General features: G+C 64.7%; 18 protein-coding genes. 2 read left to right on the plus strand and 16 right to left on the minus strand.

Annotation, left to right across the window (positions count from 1 at the left end):
• Positions 1 to 68: 68 nt before the first annotated feature.
• Both I6F12_RS28870 and I6F12_RS28875 read right to left on the minus strand, forming a co-directional pair.
• A complete protein-coding gene (locus tag I6F12_RS28870; protein WP_225157770.1) occupies positions 69 to 1,781 on the minus strand; it encodes a sulfatase-like hydrolase/transferase in 1,713 nt (570 codons plus the stop codon).
• 210 nt (positions 1,782 to 1,991) lie between these two features.
• Positions 1,992 to 2,645 carry a TetR/AcrR family transcriptional regulator gene (locus I6F12_RS28875; protein ID WP_225141606.1) on the minus strand — a complete coding sequence of 218 codons (654 nt, stop codon included), beginning with the start codon at positions 2,643 to 2,645 and terminating at the stop codon, positions 1,992 to 1,994.
• 105 nt (positions 2,646 to 2,750) lie between these two features.
• Here I6F12_RS28875 and I6F12_RS28880 point away from each other — a divergent pair, with 105 nt between their 5' ends.
• Positions 2,751 to 3,371 carry a hypothetical protein gene (locus tag I6F12_RS28880; RefSeq protein ID WP_225157771.1) on the plus strand — a complete coding sequence of 207 codons (621 nt, stop codon included), beginning with the start codon at positions 2,751 to 2,753 and terminating at the stop codon, positions 3,369 to 3,371.
• A 226-nt stretch (positions 3,372 to 3,597) separates the two neighbouring features.
• Here I6F12_RS28880 and ilvC read toward each other — a convergent pair whose 3' ends face one another.
• The 8 genes from ilvC to miaA form a co-directional block, all read right to left on the minus strand.
• Entirely contained in the window at positions 3,598 to 4,617 is a 1,020-nt protein-coding gene (gene ilvC, locus I6F12_RS28885) for a ketol-acid reductoisomerase (RefSeq protein WP_027577255.1), read from the minus strand.
• 133 nt (positions 4,618 to 4,750) lie between these two features.
• Positions 4,751 to 5,353, minus strand: coding sequence for a LysE family translocator (locus I6F12_RS28890; RefSeq protein ID WP_225157843.1), 603 nt, complete (start codon positions 5,351 to 5,353; stop codon positions 4,751 to 4,753).
• Between the two features lie 8 nt (positions 5,354 to 5,361).
• Positions 5,362 to 6,237 carry an EamA family transporter gene (locus I6F12_RS28895; RefSeq protein ID WP_225137977.1) on the minus strand — a complete coding sequence of 292 codons (876 nt, stop codon included), beginning with the start codon at positions 6,235 to 6,237 and terminating at the stop codon, positions 5,362 to 5,364.
• 49 nt (positions 6,238 to 6,286) lie between these two features.
• Positions 6,287 to 6,982 carry a class I SAM-dependent methyltransferase gene (locus tag I6F12_RS28900; protein WP_036006616.1) on the minus strand — a complete coding sequence of 232 codons (696 nt, stop codon included), beginning with the start codon at positions 6,980 to 6,982 and terminating at the stop codon, positions 6,287 to 6,289.
• A gap of 3 nt (positions 6,983 to 6,985) precedes the next feature.
• On the minus strand, positions 6,986 to 7,528 hold the full coding sequence (gene ilvN, locus I6F12_RS28905; protein ID WP_018640841.1) for an acetolactate synthase small subunit: 543 nt from the start codon (positions 7,526 to 7,528) through the stop codon (positions 6,986 to 6,988).
• A 22-nt stretch (positions 7,529 to 7,550) separates the two neighbouring features.
• Positions 7,551 to 8,522 (minus strand): threonine dehydratase, encoded by a 972-nt coding sequence (locus I6F12_RS28910; RefSeq protein ID WP_036006612.1) that lies wholly within the window; start codon positions 8,520 to 8,522, stop codon positions 7,551 to 7,553.
• 4 nt (positions 8,523 to 8,526) lie between these two features.
• Positions 8,527 to 10,302 carry an acetolactate synthase 3 large subunit gene (locus I6F12_RS28915; RefSeq protein WP_036025002.1) on the minus strand — a complete coding sequence of 592 codons (1,776 nt, stop codon included), beginning with the start codon at positions 10,300 to 10,302 and terminating at the stop codon, positions 8,527 to 8,529.
• A 327-nt stretch (positions 10,303 to 10,629) separates the two neighbouring features.
• Positions 10,630 to 11,571: a tRNA (adenosine(37)-N6)-dimethylallyltransferase MiaA gene (gene miaA / locus I6F12_RS28920; protein WP_225157772.1), complete on the minus strand. Its 942-nt coding sequence runs from the start codon at positions 11,569 to 11,571 to the stop codon at positions 10,630 to 10,632.
• Between the two features lie 11 nt (positions 11,572 to 11,582).
• Here miaA and serB point away from each other — a divergent pair, with 11 nt between their 5' ends.
• Complete coding sequence (serB, locus tag I6F12_RS28925) at positions 11,583 to 12,488, plus strand: phosphoserine phosphatase SerB (protein ID WP_225114697.1); 906 nt, start codon at positions 11,583 to 11,585, stop codon at positions 12,486 to 12,488.
• 144 nt (positions 12,489 to 12,632) lie between these two features.
• Here the strand turns inward: serB and I6F12_RS28930 are convergent, their stop codons facing one another.
• The 6 genes from I6F12_RS28930 to I6F12_RS28955 form a co-directional block, all read right to left on the minus strand.
• A complete protein-coding gene (locus I6F12_RS28930; RefSeq protein WP_225157773.1) occupies positions 12,633 to 14,150 on the minus strand; it encodes a Do family serine endopeptidase in 1,518 nt (505 codons plus the stop codon).
• 144 nt (positions 14,151 to 14,294) lie between these two features.
• Positions 14,295 to 14,501: a DUF2065 domain-containing protein gene (locus I6F12_RS28935; protein ID WP_025038031.1), complete on the minus strand. Its 207-nt coding sequence runs from the start codon at positions 14,499 to 14,501 to the stop codon at positions 14,295 to 14,297.
• A gap of 72 nt (positions 14,502 to 14,573) precedes the next feature.
• Positions 14,574 to 15,470, minus strand: a complete 897-nt coding sequence (locus I6F12_RS28940) for a protease modulator HflC (RefSeq protein ID WP_036024983.1) — start codon at positions 15,468 to 15,470, stop codon at positions 14,574 to 14,576.
• Positions 15,467 to 16,603, minus strand: a complete 1,137-nt coding sequence (gene hflK, locus I6F12_RS28945) for an FtsH protease activity modulator HflK (protein ID WP_036024980.1) — start codon at positions 16,601 to 16,603, stop codon at positions 15,467 to 15,469. The genes I6F12_RS28940 and hflK overlap by 4 nt, the downstream gene beginning before the upstream one ends.
• Positions 16,604 to 16,756: 153 nt before the next feature.
• Positions 16,757 to 17,266: a dihydrofolate reductase gene (locus I6F12_RS28950; RefSeq protein WP_109144932.1), complete on the minus strand. Its 510-nt coding sequence runs from the start codon at positions 17,264 to 17,266 to the stop codon at positions 16,757 to 16,759.
• Positions 17,266 to 17,751 (minus strand): GNAT family N-acetyltransferase, encoded by a 486-nt coding sequence (locus I6F12_RS28955; protein WP_225157774.1) that lies wholly within the window; start codon positions 17,749 to 17,751, stop codon positions 17,266 to 17,268. The genes I6F12_RS28950 and I6F12_RS28955 overlap by 1 nt, the downstream gene beginning before the upstream one ends.
• Between the last annotated feature and the right edge of the window lie 4 nt (positions 17,752 to 17,755).

Raw genomic sequence — 17,755 nt, forward strand, 5'->3', positions numbered from 1 at the left:
TCGCTCTCCGAGCTACGGCGGACAAGTCGCTTTGGCCACCCTACGGATTCTCAGGATGACGGTAAGGGCTACAGCCCCCGGATCATCCCCGCGTCGATCAGCAGCCGGTTCAGCCGCCGCGCCTCGGCGCCATCCTTGCATCCGTAGAAGATGCCTTTGCAGCGGAGCATGATCTCCTTCTGCTCGGCAAAGGACGGGTCGAGCGGGATGCCGGCGGCTTCCTGAACCACCAGCGGCAGATAGGGACCATCGATCGTGTCCATCACGGCCTGACTTCCAACCGGCTCGAAATTGATGGCGTCGATGGCGTAATAGGTCGCGTAGAGGCGCGCATCGTAGGCGTCGAGCTTCTTGCCGATCGCGCCCTCGTCGAGCCCGGGCTCCAGGATAGCAGCCGCAAACTCCGGCTGATGATCGCCGTAGCGAACGATCAGGAATGGCTCGCCGGGAAAGGTCCTCTTCAAACCGGCAACGAACGCCTTGTACTGCTCTGCGCTCATGGTCTGGCGGCGCAGATATTCATCGATGGACGGCACATTGCCCGGCGCGCGCCAATTCGGCAGCAGATCGGGACGGAAGCGGGTCTCCCAGGGGAAGTGGTTGGCACCGAGATAGATGAAGGCGAACAGCGGCTTGTTCGGCGGCTGCTGGCCGATCAGCTGAAGCGCCTTGTCGTAGAAGAAGCTGTCGGGCTCGACACCCTTGGCGCCCAGATCCTTGGAATCGAGGAAGCGCTCGATTCCCGTCGTCATCTGGAAGCTGCGCGCGCCCATGAAGCCGCCATGGGCGGGATAGAGCGACAGCGTGTCATAGCCGCAGCGGCGCAGCGCCAGCGGCAGGCCGCGCTCGACCCGGTTCGAGGCGATGCGGGTGACGAAATAGGCGAAGCGGCCGAATGAACGCGAGGAAAGCCCTGCGAGCACGTTATACTCAGTGAACCAGCTCGGCCCGCCATTGCTCTCGGCGAGGAACGTGCGCTGCTTGCCGTCCCACGATTTGAAATAGTCGCCATAGCGCGGCGGCACCTTGATGCCCTGGGCGGCGCGGATGTCGAAGCTCGATTCATCATGGATCATGATGATGTTGGGCCGGCGGCCAGCCGGGTGGCAGGCATCGACCAGCGGCATGTTGAGCCGCTCGCCGGTCGAAGCAGACGCCTCCATGAAGCCGTATTGCGCAAAATCGGAGACGGCCGTGACGCCCGAGCGGAAGAATTTCGAGAGATAGCCGTCGTCGTAATAGCCGCGCCAGGCCTCGTCCGGGTGATAGAGCGAATAGCAGACCAGGGCGGCAAGGCAGGCGAGCTTGCAGGCGAGCGCCGGCAGGCGGCGGATGCGGAACGGATCGAGCCACCACAGCGCATACATCAGCGGCAGCGTGACCAGACCGGCCAGGATCACCGACCAGCGTAAGTTCGGGAAGATCGTGAACAGGAACGCGACGGAGTCGCGGTCGATCATCATCAGGTCGATGAAGTTGACCGTCATCTGCACGACGTCGTGCTTGAGCCGCGACAGCAGCACCAGCACGACCACCATGGTCAGCGACAGCGCACCCGACAGCGCGGGACGACGCAGCAGCATGATCCAGAAGAAGTTGAGGATGCCCCAGGCCAGCGCGAAGGACAGGCGCGAGCCGAAATCGGTCTCGGTCTCGTACATCAGGGCGAGTGCCGCCAGATGCGGCGCTGCAACCGCGAGCAGCCGCCAGATGCCGAGCGCGGCGACACTCGCCAGCACGGCCGTCGTGGCAGAAGGACCTGGATTGGGCGCGGACGCCATCGACGACACGCAACTTCTGGTCCGGCGCGGTGATGCCAAGCCTGGCTGGCCGACCTAAAAACAGCCAGGGCGTCCGGAGCAGCCGGAAGCCTGCACCGTGTCATAAAATTGTAACGGAATGGTCAAGGAGAGGCAACGCGTGGCGCGGTCCGACCTTCGCTTAATGTTAGCGGGCTGCGCCGTACGGCAGCGACCAGAGCCGCTGGCCCGCTAGGGCTTTGCGATACCTGCGATGAACAGGTCGATCACCCCCTCCGCCATCCGCTCGATCTCGCCCTCCCCGACGCCCCAGCGCGGGAAATGGCCGTCGAGATTCATCCGAGCGAAACCGTAGACGAGGGCGCGCCCGGCGACCTGGATACGCTTGAGGTCGGCCGACCGCAGCAGGCCTTGCTCTGCCGCGTCGACCAGCATCTGCTCCGTTAGCGCGATCAACTCGGCGTTGTCTCGTGTCAGGTCCGGCGAGCTGCCATGAGCAAAATAGCGCCCGGTCGAGATGATCTCGAAATGCGCGGGATTGCGCATGGCCCAACGCAAATAGGCGAGACCGAAGGCGCGGAAGCGGGCGAGCGGGTCGGCGGCCGGAGCCTCGCGCAGCGCCGCATCGATCTCGGCGCGAAAGCGCCGCTGTGCCTCCTCGGCCGCGGCTGCCATGAGCGCATCGCGGTTGGGAAAGTGTCGGAACGGCGCCCCCGGCGACACCGCGGCTCGGCGCGCGGCCTCCCGCACCGAGACTTCGGCGCCTTCCGCTGCGAGTTGCAGCGCAGCATCGATCAACACGCGGCGGAGGTCGCCGTGATGGTACGGCCGGGCTTCCGTGGCAGGGCGGCGGACGCGCGGCTTGGACGGCTGACGAACAGGCATGGATCCTTCTAGCCTCACCCGAACGTGAATGTAAGCAATGATTACACCGTTGACGGCGCATTCACGCCAAATGTAATCGATGATTACATAGAGAGGGAGGTCGCCATGTCCGAACGTCGAAGCTGGCTCGAAGGCTGGCGCCTGCTGGCCGTTCTCTGCGTGAGCCTCGTCGCACTCAGCCTATGGATCGCCTCGATGCGGCAGTTCGAGGTCGAGGGCGTTCGCACGGTGATCCGCTTCACGGCGCGAAGCTCGCTCCTGTTGTTCTGCCTCGCCTTCAGCGCCGCGGCGCTGGCGCGGCTGTGGCCCAATGCCTGGACGCGCTGGCAGAAGCGCAACCGTCGCTATCTGGGCCTCAGCTTCGCGGCCTCCCACGCCATCCACGCGGTGGCGATCATGACGTTTGCCGGGATGGATCCGGCCGGATTTGCCGAGGCCACCTCGGCAGCCTCCTACGTCTTCGGCGGCATCGGCTACGGCTTCATCATCGTAATGGGCGCGACATCGTTCGACCGCACCGCCGCACTGATCGGCCCGCGCGCCTGGCGGGCCCTGCACCTTGTGGGCGGCTATTACCTCTGGCTCCAGTTCATGATCTCGTTCGGCAAGCGCGTGCCGACGATGCCGCTCTATGCCGCCTTCCTGCTTCCGCTGCTCATCGTGCTGGCGCTGCGCATGATTGCGATGGCCCGCGATCCGCGTGGGCAGACCGTCCCGGCGGGCTGATGCGACGCCGTATTTGGCAGGAGCCGAGCCGCTCAACTGCGCTTCAGGCCGCGGAAAGAATGAGCGAGCGATGTCTCGCCGAGACGAAAAGAGCGAGACCGCTGTTTGCGATCTCGCTCGACCATAGCCGCCAAGGTCCAAGATTTGGCTTGGCGAGCGAAGCTTGAATTTCGCTCGTCATTCCGGGGCGCGCGCTGAGCGCGAACCCGGAATGACGGCGCAGACGTCAGTTCTTGCTCTTGTCGACCAGCGCGCCCTTCTTGATCCAGGGCATCATGTCGCGCAGCTTCGCGCCGACTTCCTCGATCGGGTGCGCGGCGAGCTTGGCACGGGTCGCCTTGAACGAGGTCTGGTTGACCTTGTTCTCGAGCATCCAGTCGCGGGCGAACTTGCCGCCCTGGATGTCGGCCAGAACCTTGCGCATCTCCTTCTTGGTCTCGTCGGTGATGATGCGCGGGCCGGTGACGTACTCGCCGTACTCGGCGGTGTTGGAGATCGAGTAGTTCATGTTGGCGATGCCGCCTTCATAGATCAGGTCGACGATCAGCTTCACTTCGTGCAGGCACTCGAAATAGGCCATCTCCGGCGCATAGCCGGCTTCGACCAGGGTCTCGTAGCCGCCCTTGATCAGCTCGACCAGGCCACCGCAGAGCACCACCTGCTCGCCGAACAGGTCGGTCTCGCACTCTTCCTTGAACGTGGTCTCGATGATGCCGGCGCGGCCGCCGCCGATGGCGGAGGCGTAGGACAGGCCGAGGTCGTGGGCGTTGCCCGAGACGTCCTTCGCAATTGCGATCAGGCAGGGCACGCCGCCGCCGCGCTGATATTCCGAGCGCACGGTGTGGCCGGGGCCCTTCGGCGCGATCATCAGCACGTCGAGGTCGGCACGCGGATCGAGCAGGTTGAAGTGAACGTTGAGGCCGTGCGCGAACACCAGGGCAGCGCCCTTCTTCATGTTGTCGTGCAGGTGCTCGCGGTAGATGTCGCCCTGGAGCTCGTCCGGGGTCAGCATCATGACGAGGTCGGCCCATTTGGCAGCTTCCGCAACTTCCAGCACCTTGAAGCCGGCGGCTTCCGCCTTCTTCGCCGAAGCCGAACCCTTGCGCAGCGCAATGGCGACTTCCTTTACGCCGGAATCCTTCAGGTTGAGCGCATGGGCGTGACCCTGGCTGCCGTAGCCGACGATGGCGACCTTCTTGCCCTTGATCAGGTTCAGGTCGGCGTCGCGATCGTAATAAACACGCATAGGTCGTTTCCTCGTTCAGGGCCGAAATCGGCCAATGGTCAGTGTCCGAAGGGTGAAATTTGCGGATTTCGGGGGCTGTCTAGAGCATTTTCAGCCCTGAGGGAAACCCGTTTCTGCATGGAAATCCGCGACATCATGCATCCATGAAAACGGGGTAGAGGGAGGCCAGCAGCAGGATCGCCATCAGGATGTTGAAGGCGCGGACCAGCCGCTCGGAAGTCAGAACCGGCCGCAATGCGGTACCGAATAGCGCCCAGACTACCGTCGAGACCGTGCCGACGACGAGGCTGATCACGGTCTGAATGGCGATGTTGAGCGGGAATTGGGCGATCGCCGCATAGGCAGTGATGGTGCCGATCACGATCACCCAACCCTTGGCATTGATCCACTGGAACATGGCCGCGCCCCAGAAGGTCATGGGGCCGCGGCCATTCTCCTCGCCCGGCTTGGCCGGACCGGCCATGGCGATCACAGCGGCGAGATAGATCAGATAGGCGGCACCGGCATATTTCAGGATGGTCTGGAGGATCGGATAGGCCAGGAACACGGAGCCGAGCCCGAGGCCGACCGCGGCGACCATGAAGGCGAAACCGAGCACGATGCCGACGATGTGCGGGACGGTGCGCCGGAAGCCGTAGGTCAGGCCGGAGGACAGCAGCATGATGTTGTTCGGCCCGGGCGTGAAATACATCACGACCATGAAGACGAGGAAGGCGTAGAGCAGCGAGTAGGTCATCATCACCCTCACGCAGTCTTCGGTAGAACTTGCGGGCGCTTCGCCAGCACCATCACGGCGATCCCAAAGATCACGGTCAGCATGCCGGCGAGGCGCAGCGGCCCGAACCGTTCGCCGAACACGATGCTGGAGGCCGCCGAGCCCACGAACGGCACCAGCAGTGCGAACGGCACCACTTGTGCAGCCGGATAGTCGCGCAAGAGGCGGCCCCATAGCCAATAGGCGATGCTGGTGGAAATGCCGCCGAGCATCAGCATGCAGAGCGCCGATGTGAGCGACATGTGCGTCAGCGACGTCCAGGTCGGCGCCGGACCGTTGGCGATCAGCGCCAGCACGAACAGCGGCACGGCCGAGGCGAGACAGAGCCAGGCGAAGAGATCGAACATCGGCACGCCGCGGGCGCCGCGCAGCAACAGATTGCCGATGGCGAAGCTGAGCGGCGAGACCATCAGAACCGCGAAGGCGCCGACGCTGAAATCATAGCCGACGGTGCCGCAGATCATCAAAAGGCCCGCCGCGGCAACGACGATCCCCAGAGTCTGCACCGGCGTCGGCCGCTCACCGAACGCGAGCGCGGCAAAGCCGATCGTGAACAGCGCCTGGCTCTGCACCACGACGGAGGTCAAACCCACCGGCACGCCGTGGGCGATACCATAGGCCTGAGACAGGAACTGGCCGAGGAACAGCGTGAAGCTGATCGCGATCAGCAGTGACCAGGCGACCTTCGGCTTGGAAATGAACAGGCACGGCACCGCGGCGATGGTGAAGCGTAACGCCGTCATCAACTCCGGCGACAGCTCGTCGAGCGCGATCCGGCTCGCCACGAAGGCAAGCCCCCAGATGATCGCCACCATGACGGCGATGAGGATGTCGGCCGGCTTCATTGTTGTTTCCGGTTCTGCTTTGTCTCGCAGCCCTGTTTGTTGTTCTGGTCTAGCCTTGCTCGCCGGCTTTCGGTTTCCGCAGCAGATACGTGCCGTGCATCGGCGCGTGGTAGTCGGCCGCGACCAGGGTGAAGCCGACGTCGGTCAGCATCCGCTCCATCACCCAGCCGAAGGTGGAATATTCATCGCGCATGTGAGTCACCACGCCCTCGCGGGAGAAATCGTGGTTCTTGATCTGGAAGTCGGCCCATTGCTCGACGTCACGCTCGATCGCGTCGGGCATCGATGAGTAAACGATGTCGCGGAGATAAAATGTCGCCCCGGGCTTGAGCGCGCGAAAAATCCGCGACATTGCCACCGCCTTCCAGAAATCCGGCAGATGGTGCAGCGTGAACTCGCTGACGATGAGATCGTAAGACTCGGGCCGGTAGGCGAAGCTGAGCAGGCCGGCGGATTGGGTGCGCACAGGCGCCTTGCGGTCGCGGGCGTAGATCTCGGCGAGCGCCAGCATGGCCGGGGAAATGTCGATGGCGTCGACGTCGGCCCCCATCAACGCCGCTTCGGTGGCGAGCACGCCGTTGCCGCAGCCGATATCGGCGATGCGCCAGCCGCGCTGGACCCCGAGCATCTTCAGCGCGGCGCGCGCGCGCAGATCGGCATCGTCATGGTTGTCGTAGATCGAGGCCACAGCGGGCTCGATCCCCATCCGGTTCCGCTCGTTGTAGTACCAGTCGCGCGCCAACATGGCTCACATCCCTTCAGGCCCGCGACCTATCGCGGCAACACCCGTGCGCGACACCTCGACGAGGCCGAGCGGGCGCATCAGATCGATATATTGATTGATCTTGTCCGTATTGCCTGTGATCTCGAACACAAAGCTCTCGGTGGTGGCGTCGATCACACGGGCGCGGAACGCATCCGCCAGCCTGAGCGCCTCGACCCGATGCTCGCCCTGCCCGCGCACCTTGACCATCGCCAACTCGCGCTCGATCGAGCGCTTGGTCTGGGTCATGTCGACGACCTGGTACACCGGGATCATGCGGTCGAGCTGGTTCTTGATCTGCGCGATCACCATCGGCGTGCCCGTGGTGACGATGGTGATCCGCGACAGATGCTTCTGGGCCTCGGTCTCCGAGACCGTGAGGCTCTCGATGTTGTAGCCGCGCCCCGAGAACAGGCCGATGACGCGCGCGAGCACGCCCGGCTCGTTCTGCACGAGCACCGCAAGCGTATGCGTCTCGTTGGGATCGTGACGGTCCTCGATGAAATAGGCGGATGCGGGCTGGTTCATTGTCGTCCCCTCTGTCTCTCCGTCACGCCGTCGCCGGCGCATCCGTCCCGACCCAACGGCGGAACAGATCGAAATCGATATTGCCGCCGGACAGCACGAGACCGACGCGCTTGCCCTTCAGCTTGCTCTTTTCCTGCAGCGCCGCCGCCAGCGCGGCAGCACCGGCGCCTTCGGCGAGATTGTGCGTGTCGGTCCAATAGGCGCGGATCGCGAGCGCGATCTCATCGTCCGTAACCTGGACGATGCGCGAGGCGCCCTTGCAAACAAGCGCAACAGCTTCCGCGTCCGGAAAGCGTGTCGCCACGCCATCGGCCAGCGTGTCACTGGTCTCGGTCGTTACGACCTTGCCGGCCGCGAACGAAAGCGCATATGACGGCGCCTCGGTCGATTGCACACCGATGATCTCCGTCTTCAGGCCCAGCAAGTCGCGCACCAGGATGCAGGCGCTGATACCGGAGCCCTGCCCGATCGGAACGTAGAGCACGTCGAGATCGGGCACCGCGCGGAACAGTTCCAGTGCGTAGGTCGCCACCCCCAGCACGAGGTCAGGGTGGAACGACGGCACCATATGCAGGCCTTCGAACTGCGCGCGGCGCCCGGCTTCTTCGCGCGCCAGCTGGAAATCGTCGCCGTGCTCGACCAGATCGGCGCCGAACGCGCGCATGGCATGGTTCTTCTCAACCGAATTGCCTTTTGGCACATAGATCACGGCGGGCACGCCGTGACGCCGCGCCGCGAAAGCAAGACTCTGGCCATGATTGCCGCGGGTGGCCGAGATGATGCCCGGCACGTTCGGCCGCTCTCGCTTCAGCCGATCGAGATAGACCAGGCCGCCACGCACCTTGAAGGCGCCGGTCGGCGTGTGGTTCTCGTGCTTGACCACGACCGCGGTGCCCAGCCGGCGGCTGAGCAACGGCCAAGCATGCGCCGGCGTCGCCGGCACCGCCTGCCCCACGATCGCATGTGCGCGCTCGAGTTCGTTCAGGTCGAACATGGCGTCACACCAACGCCTTGCCGCCGGCGAATGCCTTCGCAGTCGCCTCGTCGTTGGCCTGCTCCGGCAGCAGCATCTCGTTGTGGGCCTTGCCGGAGGGGATCATCGGGAAGCAGTTTTCGAGCGCCGCGACGCGGCAGTCGAACAGCACCGGGCGCTTGACCGAGATCATCTCCTTGATGGCGCCATCGAGATCGGCCGGCTTGTGCACCTGAAGCCCGACGGCGCCGTAGGCCTCCGCGAGCTTGACGAAATCCGGCAGCGCTTCGGAATAGGAATGCGACAACCGGTTGCCGTGCAACAGCTGCTGCCACTGGCGCACCATGCCCATGTACTGGTTGTTCAGGATGAAGATCTTGATCGGCAGCTCGTACTGAACCGCCGTCGACATCTCCTGCATCGTCATCTGCACCGAGGCATCGCCGGCAATGTCGATGACGAGGCTGTCGGGATGGGCCACCTGAACGCCGACCGCGGCCGGCAGGCCGTAGCCCATGGTGCCGAGACCGCCCGAGGTCATCCAGCGATGCGGCTCCTCGAAGCCGTAGAACTGCGCCGCCCACATCTGATGCTGGCCGACCTCGGTCGTGATGTAGGTATCCTTGCCGCGCGTCTGCTCGAACAAGGCCTGGATCGCGTGTTGCGGCAGGATGACGTCGCTGCTCTTCTTGTAATAGAGCGAGTTGCGGGCGCGCCATTGCGCAATCTGCTGCCACCACGACTTGATGTCGGGCTTCTTCGCCTCCGCCTTGAACACCTGGAGGATGTCGCCGAGGACGTTGCCGCAATCGCCGATGATCGGCACGTCGACGCGGATGTTCTTGTTGATCGAGGACGGATCGATGTCGATGTGGATCTTCTTCGAGCCGGGTGAAAACGCATCGACGCGGCCGGTGATGCGGTCGTCGAAGCGCGCGCCGACGCACAGCATGACGTCGCAATCATGCATGGTCATGTTGGCCTCATAGGTTCCGTGCATGCCGAGCATGCCGAGCCAGTTCTTGCCCGACGCCGGATAGGCGCCGAGGCCCATCAGCGTCGAGGTGATCGGGAAGCCGGTGACCTCAACCAGCTCGCGCAACAGGTGGGTCGCCTCGGAGCCGGAATTGATGACGCCGCCGCCGCTGTAGATCACGGGACGCTTGGCGTTCGCGAGCAGCGATACCGCCTTGCGGATCTGCGTCGCATCGCCCTTCACGCGCGGCGCGTAAGAGCGGTGCACGTCGGACTTGCGCGGGGGATGGTAGGTGCCGGTGGCGAACTGCACGTCCTTGGGAACGTCGACCAGCACCGGGCCCGGACGGCCCGAGGTGGCGACGTAGAAGGCCTCATGCAGCACCTTGGCGAGATCGTTGACGTCGCGCACCAGCCAATTGTGCTTGGTGCAGGGACGCGTGATACCGACAGTGTCGCATTCCTGGAACGCGTCGTTGCCGATCAGATGCGTCGGCACCTGGCCGGAGATGCAGACCAGCGGGATCGAGTCCATCAGGGCATCCGTCAGCGGCGTCACCATGTTGGTGGCGCCGGGGCCGGAGGTCACCAGCGCAACGCCCGGCTTGCCGGTGGAACGCGCATAGCCCTCGGCGGCATGGCCCGCGCCCTGTTCGTGGCGGACGAGGATGTGCTGGACCTCGCTCTGCTGGAAGATCTCGTCATAGATCGGAAGCACCGCGCCGCCGGGATAGCCGAAAATGTCGGTCACGCCGTGATCGATGAGTGCGCGGACGATCATCGCGGCGCCCGTCATCTGGTTCGGATCGTGGCTCTTGTCGCTCATTGGCTTGCTCCGGATGCGCTGTTGTCAGCGGCTTCGTTCGTGTCGGGTTCGGGAAATAAAAAAGGCCCCGAAGAGGGCCCATGCACACCGCCTGTCATGTGGATGGCAGCTAGCCACCCCCGGCGGTGTGCCTGGGTACGACGGCGATAAGGAGTTTGGTAATAATGTTACGCATGGCGGCGCTCGGCTTCCCAAAGGTTGCGCGAAACATAGCGGCCAAACCTTGGATGTCAAGGCAATGCGGCCGTTCCCGCGCGATTTCGGCAGTGTAGCGGTGTTCCCCGGGTTCGGCGAGAGGTAAATTTGGGAACCCGGCACAAAAGCGCGTCAGTCGGTGCGCCGTTCCGCCGGCACGGCCGCGGCGAGCCATCCGCTCGCTTGCTCCGGCCTCACCCATTCGAAGTCCGGCAGCTGGTGCCGGAACCAAGTGAATTGCCGCTTGGCGTAATGGCGGGTATCGGCGCGGCCAATGTTGGCGGCCTCCTCCAGGCTGAGCTCGCCGCGCAGGTGCCGGATCAAGGATGGCACGCCGTGGGCCTTCATGGCCGGCAGCAGCGGATCAAGATGCCTGGCGGCGAGCCGCTCGACCTCCTCGAGCGCGCCGGCGCCCAGCATGGCATCGAAACGGGCATCGATGCGGGCATAGAGCTCGTCACGTTCGGGCGCGAGGAAGACCGCGCGAAATCTGTCCTTGGGCAGCAGCGGTGGCTGTCCCTCCCGCTGCCAATCGAGCAGCGAACGGCCGGTTGCCTCGATCACCTCGAGCGCGCGCGCGATGCGGGTGCGGTCGCGCAGGTTCAATCGCTCGGCCGCGCGCGGATCGCGGCCTGCGAGTTCCGCGTGCAGCGCTTCGACGCCGTTCCGTTCCAGCCGCGCGCGCACATCCTCGCGCAGCTCGGCGGGGATCGGCGGCACCGCGGAGAGGCCTGTGGTCAGCGCCTTGAAATAGAGCCCGGTGCCGCCAATGAAGATCGGTAGCTGTCGCTGCGCACTCGCCTCGTCGAGCGCCTTCGCCGCATCGCTTACCCAGGCACCGGCCGAGAAATTCACGGCGGCATCGACGTGGCCATAGAGACGATGCGGCACGAGCGCCTCGTCCGCCGCGGTCGGCCGCGCCGTGATGATGCGGAGGTCACGATAGACCTGCATGGAATCGGCATTGATGACGACGCCGCCGGCGGCACGCGCAAGCTCCAGCGCCAGCGCCGACTTGCCGCTGGCGGTCGGGCCTGCGATAAGCACGGCCTTGCTGGAATACCCCTCGCTCACGAAAACCTCAAATGTCCCTCGTCGCCACGCTGATCTGCAACCCTGACAATCCCGCGCTCGACTCGACCATCGTCGATGGCGCCCGCGCCGTGCTGCCGCAGGCGGCGCCCGCGCACTGGCTGTTCGACGGGGTTGCGGTCGACATCCCCTTCGGCGCGGACAGTAACCTCGAAGGCGACCGCAACGCCATCGAGCAGCGGCTCCGCGAGCTCCGCGGCGATTTGCCCATCGACATCGTCGTGCAGCCTGTCGGCTTCCGGCGCAAGAAGCTTTTTCTCGCCGACATGGATTCCACCATGATCGGCCAGGAATGCATCGACGAGCTCGCCGATTTCGTCGGGGTCAAGGCGCATGTCGCTGCCATCACCGAGCGTGCGATGCGCGGCGAGATCGAGTTCGAGCCGGCGCTGCGCGAGCGCGTCGCGCTGCTCAAGGACCTGCCCGCCAGCGCGGTCGACGAGGTCCTGGCCAAGCGCATCACGCTGACGCCGGGCGGCCGCGAGCTGGTCGCCACCATGCGCGCGAACGGCGCCTATACCTGCCTCGTCTCCGGCGGCTTTACATTGTTCACGCGCGCGGTCGCCGCCAAGATCGGCTTCCAGGAGAACCGCGCCAACGAGCTCGTCGTGCGCGACGGCAAGTTCACCGGGGAAGTGAAGGAGCCGATCCTGGGCCGCGCGGCGAAGCTCGCGACCTTGGTGGACCTGATGGAATCGTTCGATCTCGACGACATCGACTCGGTCGTGGTCGGCGACGGCGCCAACGATCTCGCGATGATCCAGGCCGCAGGTCTGGGCGTGGCCTATCACGCCAAGCCGGCGGTGGCTGCCGCCGCGGCCGCGCGGATCGATCACGGCGATCTCACCGCGCTGCTGTATGCGCAGGGGTATCGGCGGGACGAGTTCGTGGAGGGGTAAAGCCTCCCCTCTCTCTGTCATCGCCCGCGAAGGCGGGCGATCCAGTATTCCAGAGACAGCGAAGCTAGAACCGAGAAGCCGCGGCGTACTGGATGCCCCGCCTTCGCGGGGCATGACAGTTGAATGTGGCGCGAACAGCGCCCACTACTGCACGCTCAGCGCGACGAACCGCAGCTCGCCCTCGCCGTTCGAGACCAGCAGCAGCACCGATTTCTTGCCGTCCTTCTTGAGCTGATCGACTCGCTTCTGGATGTCGCCGCCACTCGACACCGCCTCCTGCGCCACCTCGACGATGACGTCGCCGGCGGACAGGCGCTTCTCGGCGGCATCCGAATTGGCGTCGACATTGGTGACGACCACGCCCTTGACGCTGTCCTTGATCTTGTAGCGCGTGCGCAGATCCTTGCTCAGCGTTGCGAGATCGAGGCCGAGCGCCTTCTGCGTCACCGGCTTCTCCGGCGCCGGTTCGTCGGTCTTCACCGCTGCCTGCACCTTGTCGGGATCCTGCAGGCGGCCGAGCGTGACCTTCTTGATCTCTTCCTTGCCCTTGCGGATGATGACGACGTCGACCTCCTTGCCGACCGCGGTGTCGGCGACGACGCGGGACAGGTCCTTCGGGTCCTTGACGTCCTTGCCGTCGAACTTGACGACGACGTCGCCGGGCTCGATGCCGGCGGGCTTGGCCGGGCCCTTGTCGTCGACACCGGCGACCAGCGCGCCCCGCGCGGGCTTGATGTTGAGGCTTTCGGCGATCTCGTCGGTGACGCTCTGGATGCGCACGCCCAGCCAGCCGCGGCGCAGCTCGCCGAACTGGCGGAGCTGGTCGACGACGCCCACCACCGTCTTCGACGGCACGGCAAAGCCGATGCCGATGGAGCCGCCGGACGGCGAGATGATCAGCGTGTTGACGCCGATGACGTCGCCGTCGAGATTGAACAGCGGGCCGCCGGAATTGCCGCGGTTGATGGATGCGTCGGTCTGGATGTAGCTGTCGTACGGCCCGGAGGAGATGTCACGGTTCTTGGCCGAGACGATGCCGGCAGTCACCGTGCCTCCCAGGCTGAAGGGATTGCCGATTGCGACCACCCAGTCGCCGAGGCGCAGCTTGTCGCTATCGCCGAACTTGACCGCGACCAACGGCTTCGTCGGCTTGATCCTGAGCACAGCGAGATCGGTCTTCTTGTCGACGCCGACCAGCTCGGCCTTGATCTTGGTGCCGTCGTTGAGGATGACGTGGATCTCGTCGGCGTCGGCAATGACGTGGTTGTTGGTGACGACGACGCCCGCGGTGTCGATGATGAAACCGCTTCCGAGCGAATTGGTCTTGCGCGGCGCGCTGTTCTCGCCGCCCTTGCTGCCGCCGCCGGGCCCTCGGCGGTTCTTGAAGAAATCGTCGAAGAACTCTTCGAAGGGTGAACCGGGCGGCAGCTGCGGCATCGAGTTGCTGCCCCCGCCCTTGGCTTCGACGTTCTGCGAGGTCGAGATGTTGACGACCGCGTCGATCACCTTCTCGGCGACGTCGGCGATGCCATCCGGTCCACGCGCATGAGCCGGCGCGCCAAACGCGCCGCAAGCACCGATGGCGAGCGCAACCAGCCCAAGTCGAACACCAAATCGCGCGCGGCGGCGCGAGCAGGACGGGGCATTGGTGGCAGCGGTCATTGTGATCTCCAGGCGAAAGGGATTCGGCGCCAGACTGCGCTCGAACGGGGGCGCGGCGCAAGCGCGGAGCTTAACGAGCCTCAAGAGCCCGATAATACGGCGAAAACCAGTCTGGCGCCTTCACTTTGGCGTTGGGCCGAAGGCCTAAATCGGGCGCCGCATAACCCAGATCAGGACCAGGCCGGCCACAGCCGAGCCGATCCCGACCGCCCGCAGGATGTTGTCCGGCGTGGCGATGGCGCTTTTCATGGCTTTGCGCATCCAGTTTGGACTGGCCGCGAACATCAAGCCTTCGAGGACGAACAGGATGCCTAGGCCGATGAGGAAGTCGGCGAACGCAATGGACCTCATCGGAATGGAACCTCCCGCTATGCTGTTCTTGTCTGGACGAAGGGCGGCGAAATCCGCCGCCCTTTGTCTGGCTTACGGCTTCGCCTGCGTCTCGGTAGGCGTCCTGCCGGAGGGGCTACCGAAGTACCGGAAGAAATCCGACTCCGGCCGGAGCAGGAAGCGGGTATCGTTCGAACGCAGCCCGTTCTCATAGGCCGTCATCGACCGGTAGAACGCGAAGAAGTCGGCGTCCTTGCCGTAGGCTTCTGCAAACAGGCGGTTGCGTTCGGCATCGCCCGCACCACGGGTCTGCTCAGCCTGCGAATTGGCCTCAGCGATGATGACGGTCGCCTCGCGGTCGGCCCTGGACCTGATCTCCTGGGCCTTCTGCCCACCCTGTGCCCGGAACTCGGCGGCCTCGCGCTCACGCTCGGTCTTCATGCGCAGGTAGACCGCCTGGCTGTTCTGCTCCGGCAGGTCGGCGCGGCGGATCCGGACGTCGACGACCTGAATGCCGTAGCCATCGGCCTCGCGGTCGAGCTGGTCGCGAATGCGCAGCATCAGCTTCTCGCGGTCGTCGCGCACCACGTTGATGAAGGTGACCTCGCCGAGCACGCGGCGCAGCGCCGCGTTTAGGAGCGTGGTGAGCTGGATGTTGGCGGCCTGGATCGAGCCGACGCTCTGATAGAAGCGCAGTGCGTCCTTGATGCGGTAGCGCGCGAAGGCGTCGACCACGAGCCGCTTCTGGTCGGAGGCGATCGCCTCCTGCGACGGGTTCTCCAGATCGAGAATCCGCTTGTCGATGTTGATCACCGAGTTCCAGGGCGCCTTGAAGTGCAGGCCGGGCGCGGTGACGACGTCGACCGGCCTGCCGAACTGGAGCACGATCGTCTGCTCGGTCTGCTGCACGGTAAACAACGACATATAGCCGACGATCACGACGAACAGGAGGGCGAGCAACGTGACAAAACCTGTGACCGGAGACTTCATCGGGTGCCTCCGCTCGACTGCGGACCAGTCGTAGGTGTCCGCTTTGGCGCCAGTTCGGGAAGCGGCAGATAGGGCACGACGCCCTGGCCCGAGGGGCCACCGTCATAGACGAGCTTGTCAGCCCCGCCGAGCACGCGCTCCATCGTCTCCAGGTAGATCCGTTCACGCGTCACGTCGGGCGCCTTCTTGTATTCCTCGTAAACCTTCAGGAAGCGTGCACTCTGGCCCTTGGCCTCGGCGACAGCTTGTTCCCTGTAACCTTCGGCATCCTGCTGGATCTTGGCCGCGCGTCCACGCGCCTGGGGGACAACCTGGTTGGCATAGGTCTGCGCTTCGTTCTGCAGCTGCTCCTGATTGGCGCGGGCCGCCTGGACGTCGCGGAAGGCGTCGATCACCTGCGCGGGCGGATCGACCTTCTGCATCTGCACCTGGGTGATCTGAATGCCGGCACCATAGCTGTCCAAAGTCCTCTGGATCAGCTCGTGCACGTTCTGCTCTGTGACGTTGCGCGCTCCGGTCAGGATCGGCTGGATCTGAGACCGGCCGATCACCTCGCGCATCGCACTCTCGGCGACCGCCTTCACGGTACCCTCGGGGTTCTGGATGTTGAAGAGGAAATCACCGACACCGTCCGGCTTGATGCGCCAGAGCACGGTGAAATCAACGTCGACGATGTTCTCGTCGCCGGTCAGCATCAGGCTCTCTTCCGGCACGTCCCGAATGGAGCGGCCGCGCCGCGCCGGATCCTCGATCACCGTCATGCCGATCGAGGTGGTGTTGACGCGCAGCGCCTTCGGCAGCAGCACGGTCTCGATCGGATAAGGCAGATGATAGTTCAGACCCGGCTGCACGGTGCGGACGTGCTTGCCGAAACGCATCACCACGCCGAGCTCTTCGGACTGCACGCGGAAGAAGCCCGACAGCAGCCAGAATGCGACGATCAGCAGGATGATCAGCGTGATGCCGATGCCGGAGAAATAACCGCCCGGCATGATCTGCTGGAGGCGGTCCTGGCCGCGCCGCAGAAGGTCTTCCAGATCCGGCGGCCTCGGCCCGACCGGTTGCGGGCCTGAGCCCCACGGTCCCTTTGGACCCGAGCCCCACGGGCCACCGCCCTGATTCTTCCACGGCATTCGACGTTCTCCTCGGCAGGGTGGAATTGCCACCGCCCGCTTTGTCCGGTCCGGCTTTATAGGGGACAGGCAAGTCCCTTACAACGCAGCCCTGACCGTCTTCCGAGCTATGCTCGGGCACGAAAAAGTCAATGTAAACATTGGCAAAAGCGGTTAATGGCCGCGCCGCCGACGATATGTCACATAGGACAGGTCGGCGCTGTCGTCGGGGCCGGCCGGATGGCGGATGCGTTCGACCTCGTCCCATTCCGCCTTGTCGATTTCAAAATGCGTGTCCCCTTCTGGGCGCGCGTGCACTTCGGTGATCTCGAGACGATCGGCACGACCGAGCCATTGCCGGTAGATCTCGGCGCCGCCGATCACCGCGATCTCAGTGACCGAACGCCGCAGAGCGTCGCCGCGCGCGACTGCCTCCGCATCCGCTGGCGATGTCGTGACGATGGCCCCATTGGCGCGATAGGCCGGATCGCGCGTGACCACGATGTTGGTGCGGCCCGGCAGCGGCCGGCGCAGGGTCTCGAAGGTCTTGCGGCCCATGATCACAGGCTTGCCGATCGTCAGCGCCTTGAAGCGCGCCATATCGGACTTCAATCGCCACGGCATCGCATTGCCCGCGCCGATGACGCCATTCTCTGCGATGGCGACGACGAAGACGATCTCCATCAGGCAGAGCTCCCGGCAAGCTGGGTCAGCGCAGGCCCGGTGACCCGGCACAGCGTCCAGTCGTCCATCATGACCGCGCCGATCGATTTGTAGAACGCGATCGAGGGTGCGTTCCAGTCGAGGACCGCCCATTGCAGGCGCGACCAGCCGTTGTCGACGCATTCCCTGGCGAGATAGGCCAGCAGCGCCTTGCCGAGCCCCTTGCCCCGATGCGACGGCCGCACATAGAGATCTTCGAGATAGATGCCGTGACGGCCGCTGAAGGTGGAGAAATTGAGAAACCACACCGCGAAGCCGACCGGCTCACGGTTCCACTCCGCGATCGCGCAATAGAGCTGCGGCCTCTCGCCGAACAGCGCGTTGGCGATGTCAGCCTCGGTCGCTTCCACCTCGTGCGACAGCTTTTCGTACTCGGCGAGCTCGCGGATGAAGGAGAGAACGAGCCCGGCCTCCTCGGGCCGTGCACGGCGGATGGTAAGCGACATAGGC

Origin of the sequence: Bradyrhizobium sp. IC4059 (assembly GCF_020193615.1) — a bacterium.
GTDB classification, from domain to species: Bacteria; Pseudomonadota; Alphaproteobacteria; order Rhizobiales; family Xanthobacteraceae; genus Bradyrhizobium; species Bradyrhizobium yuanmingense.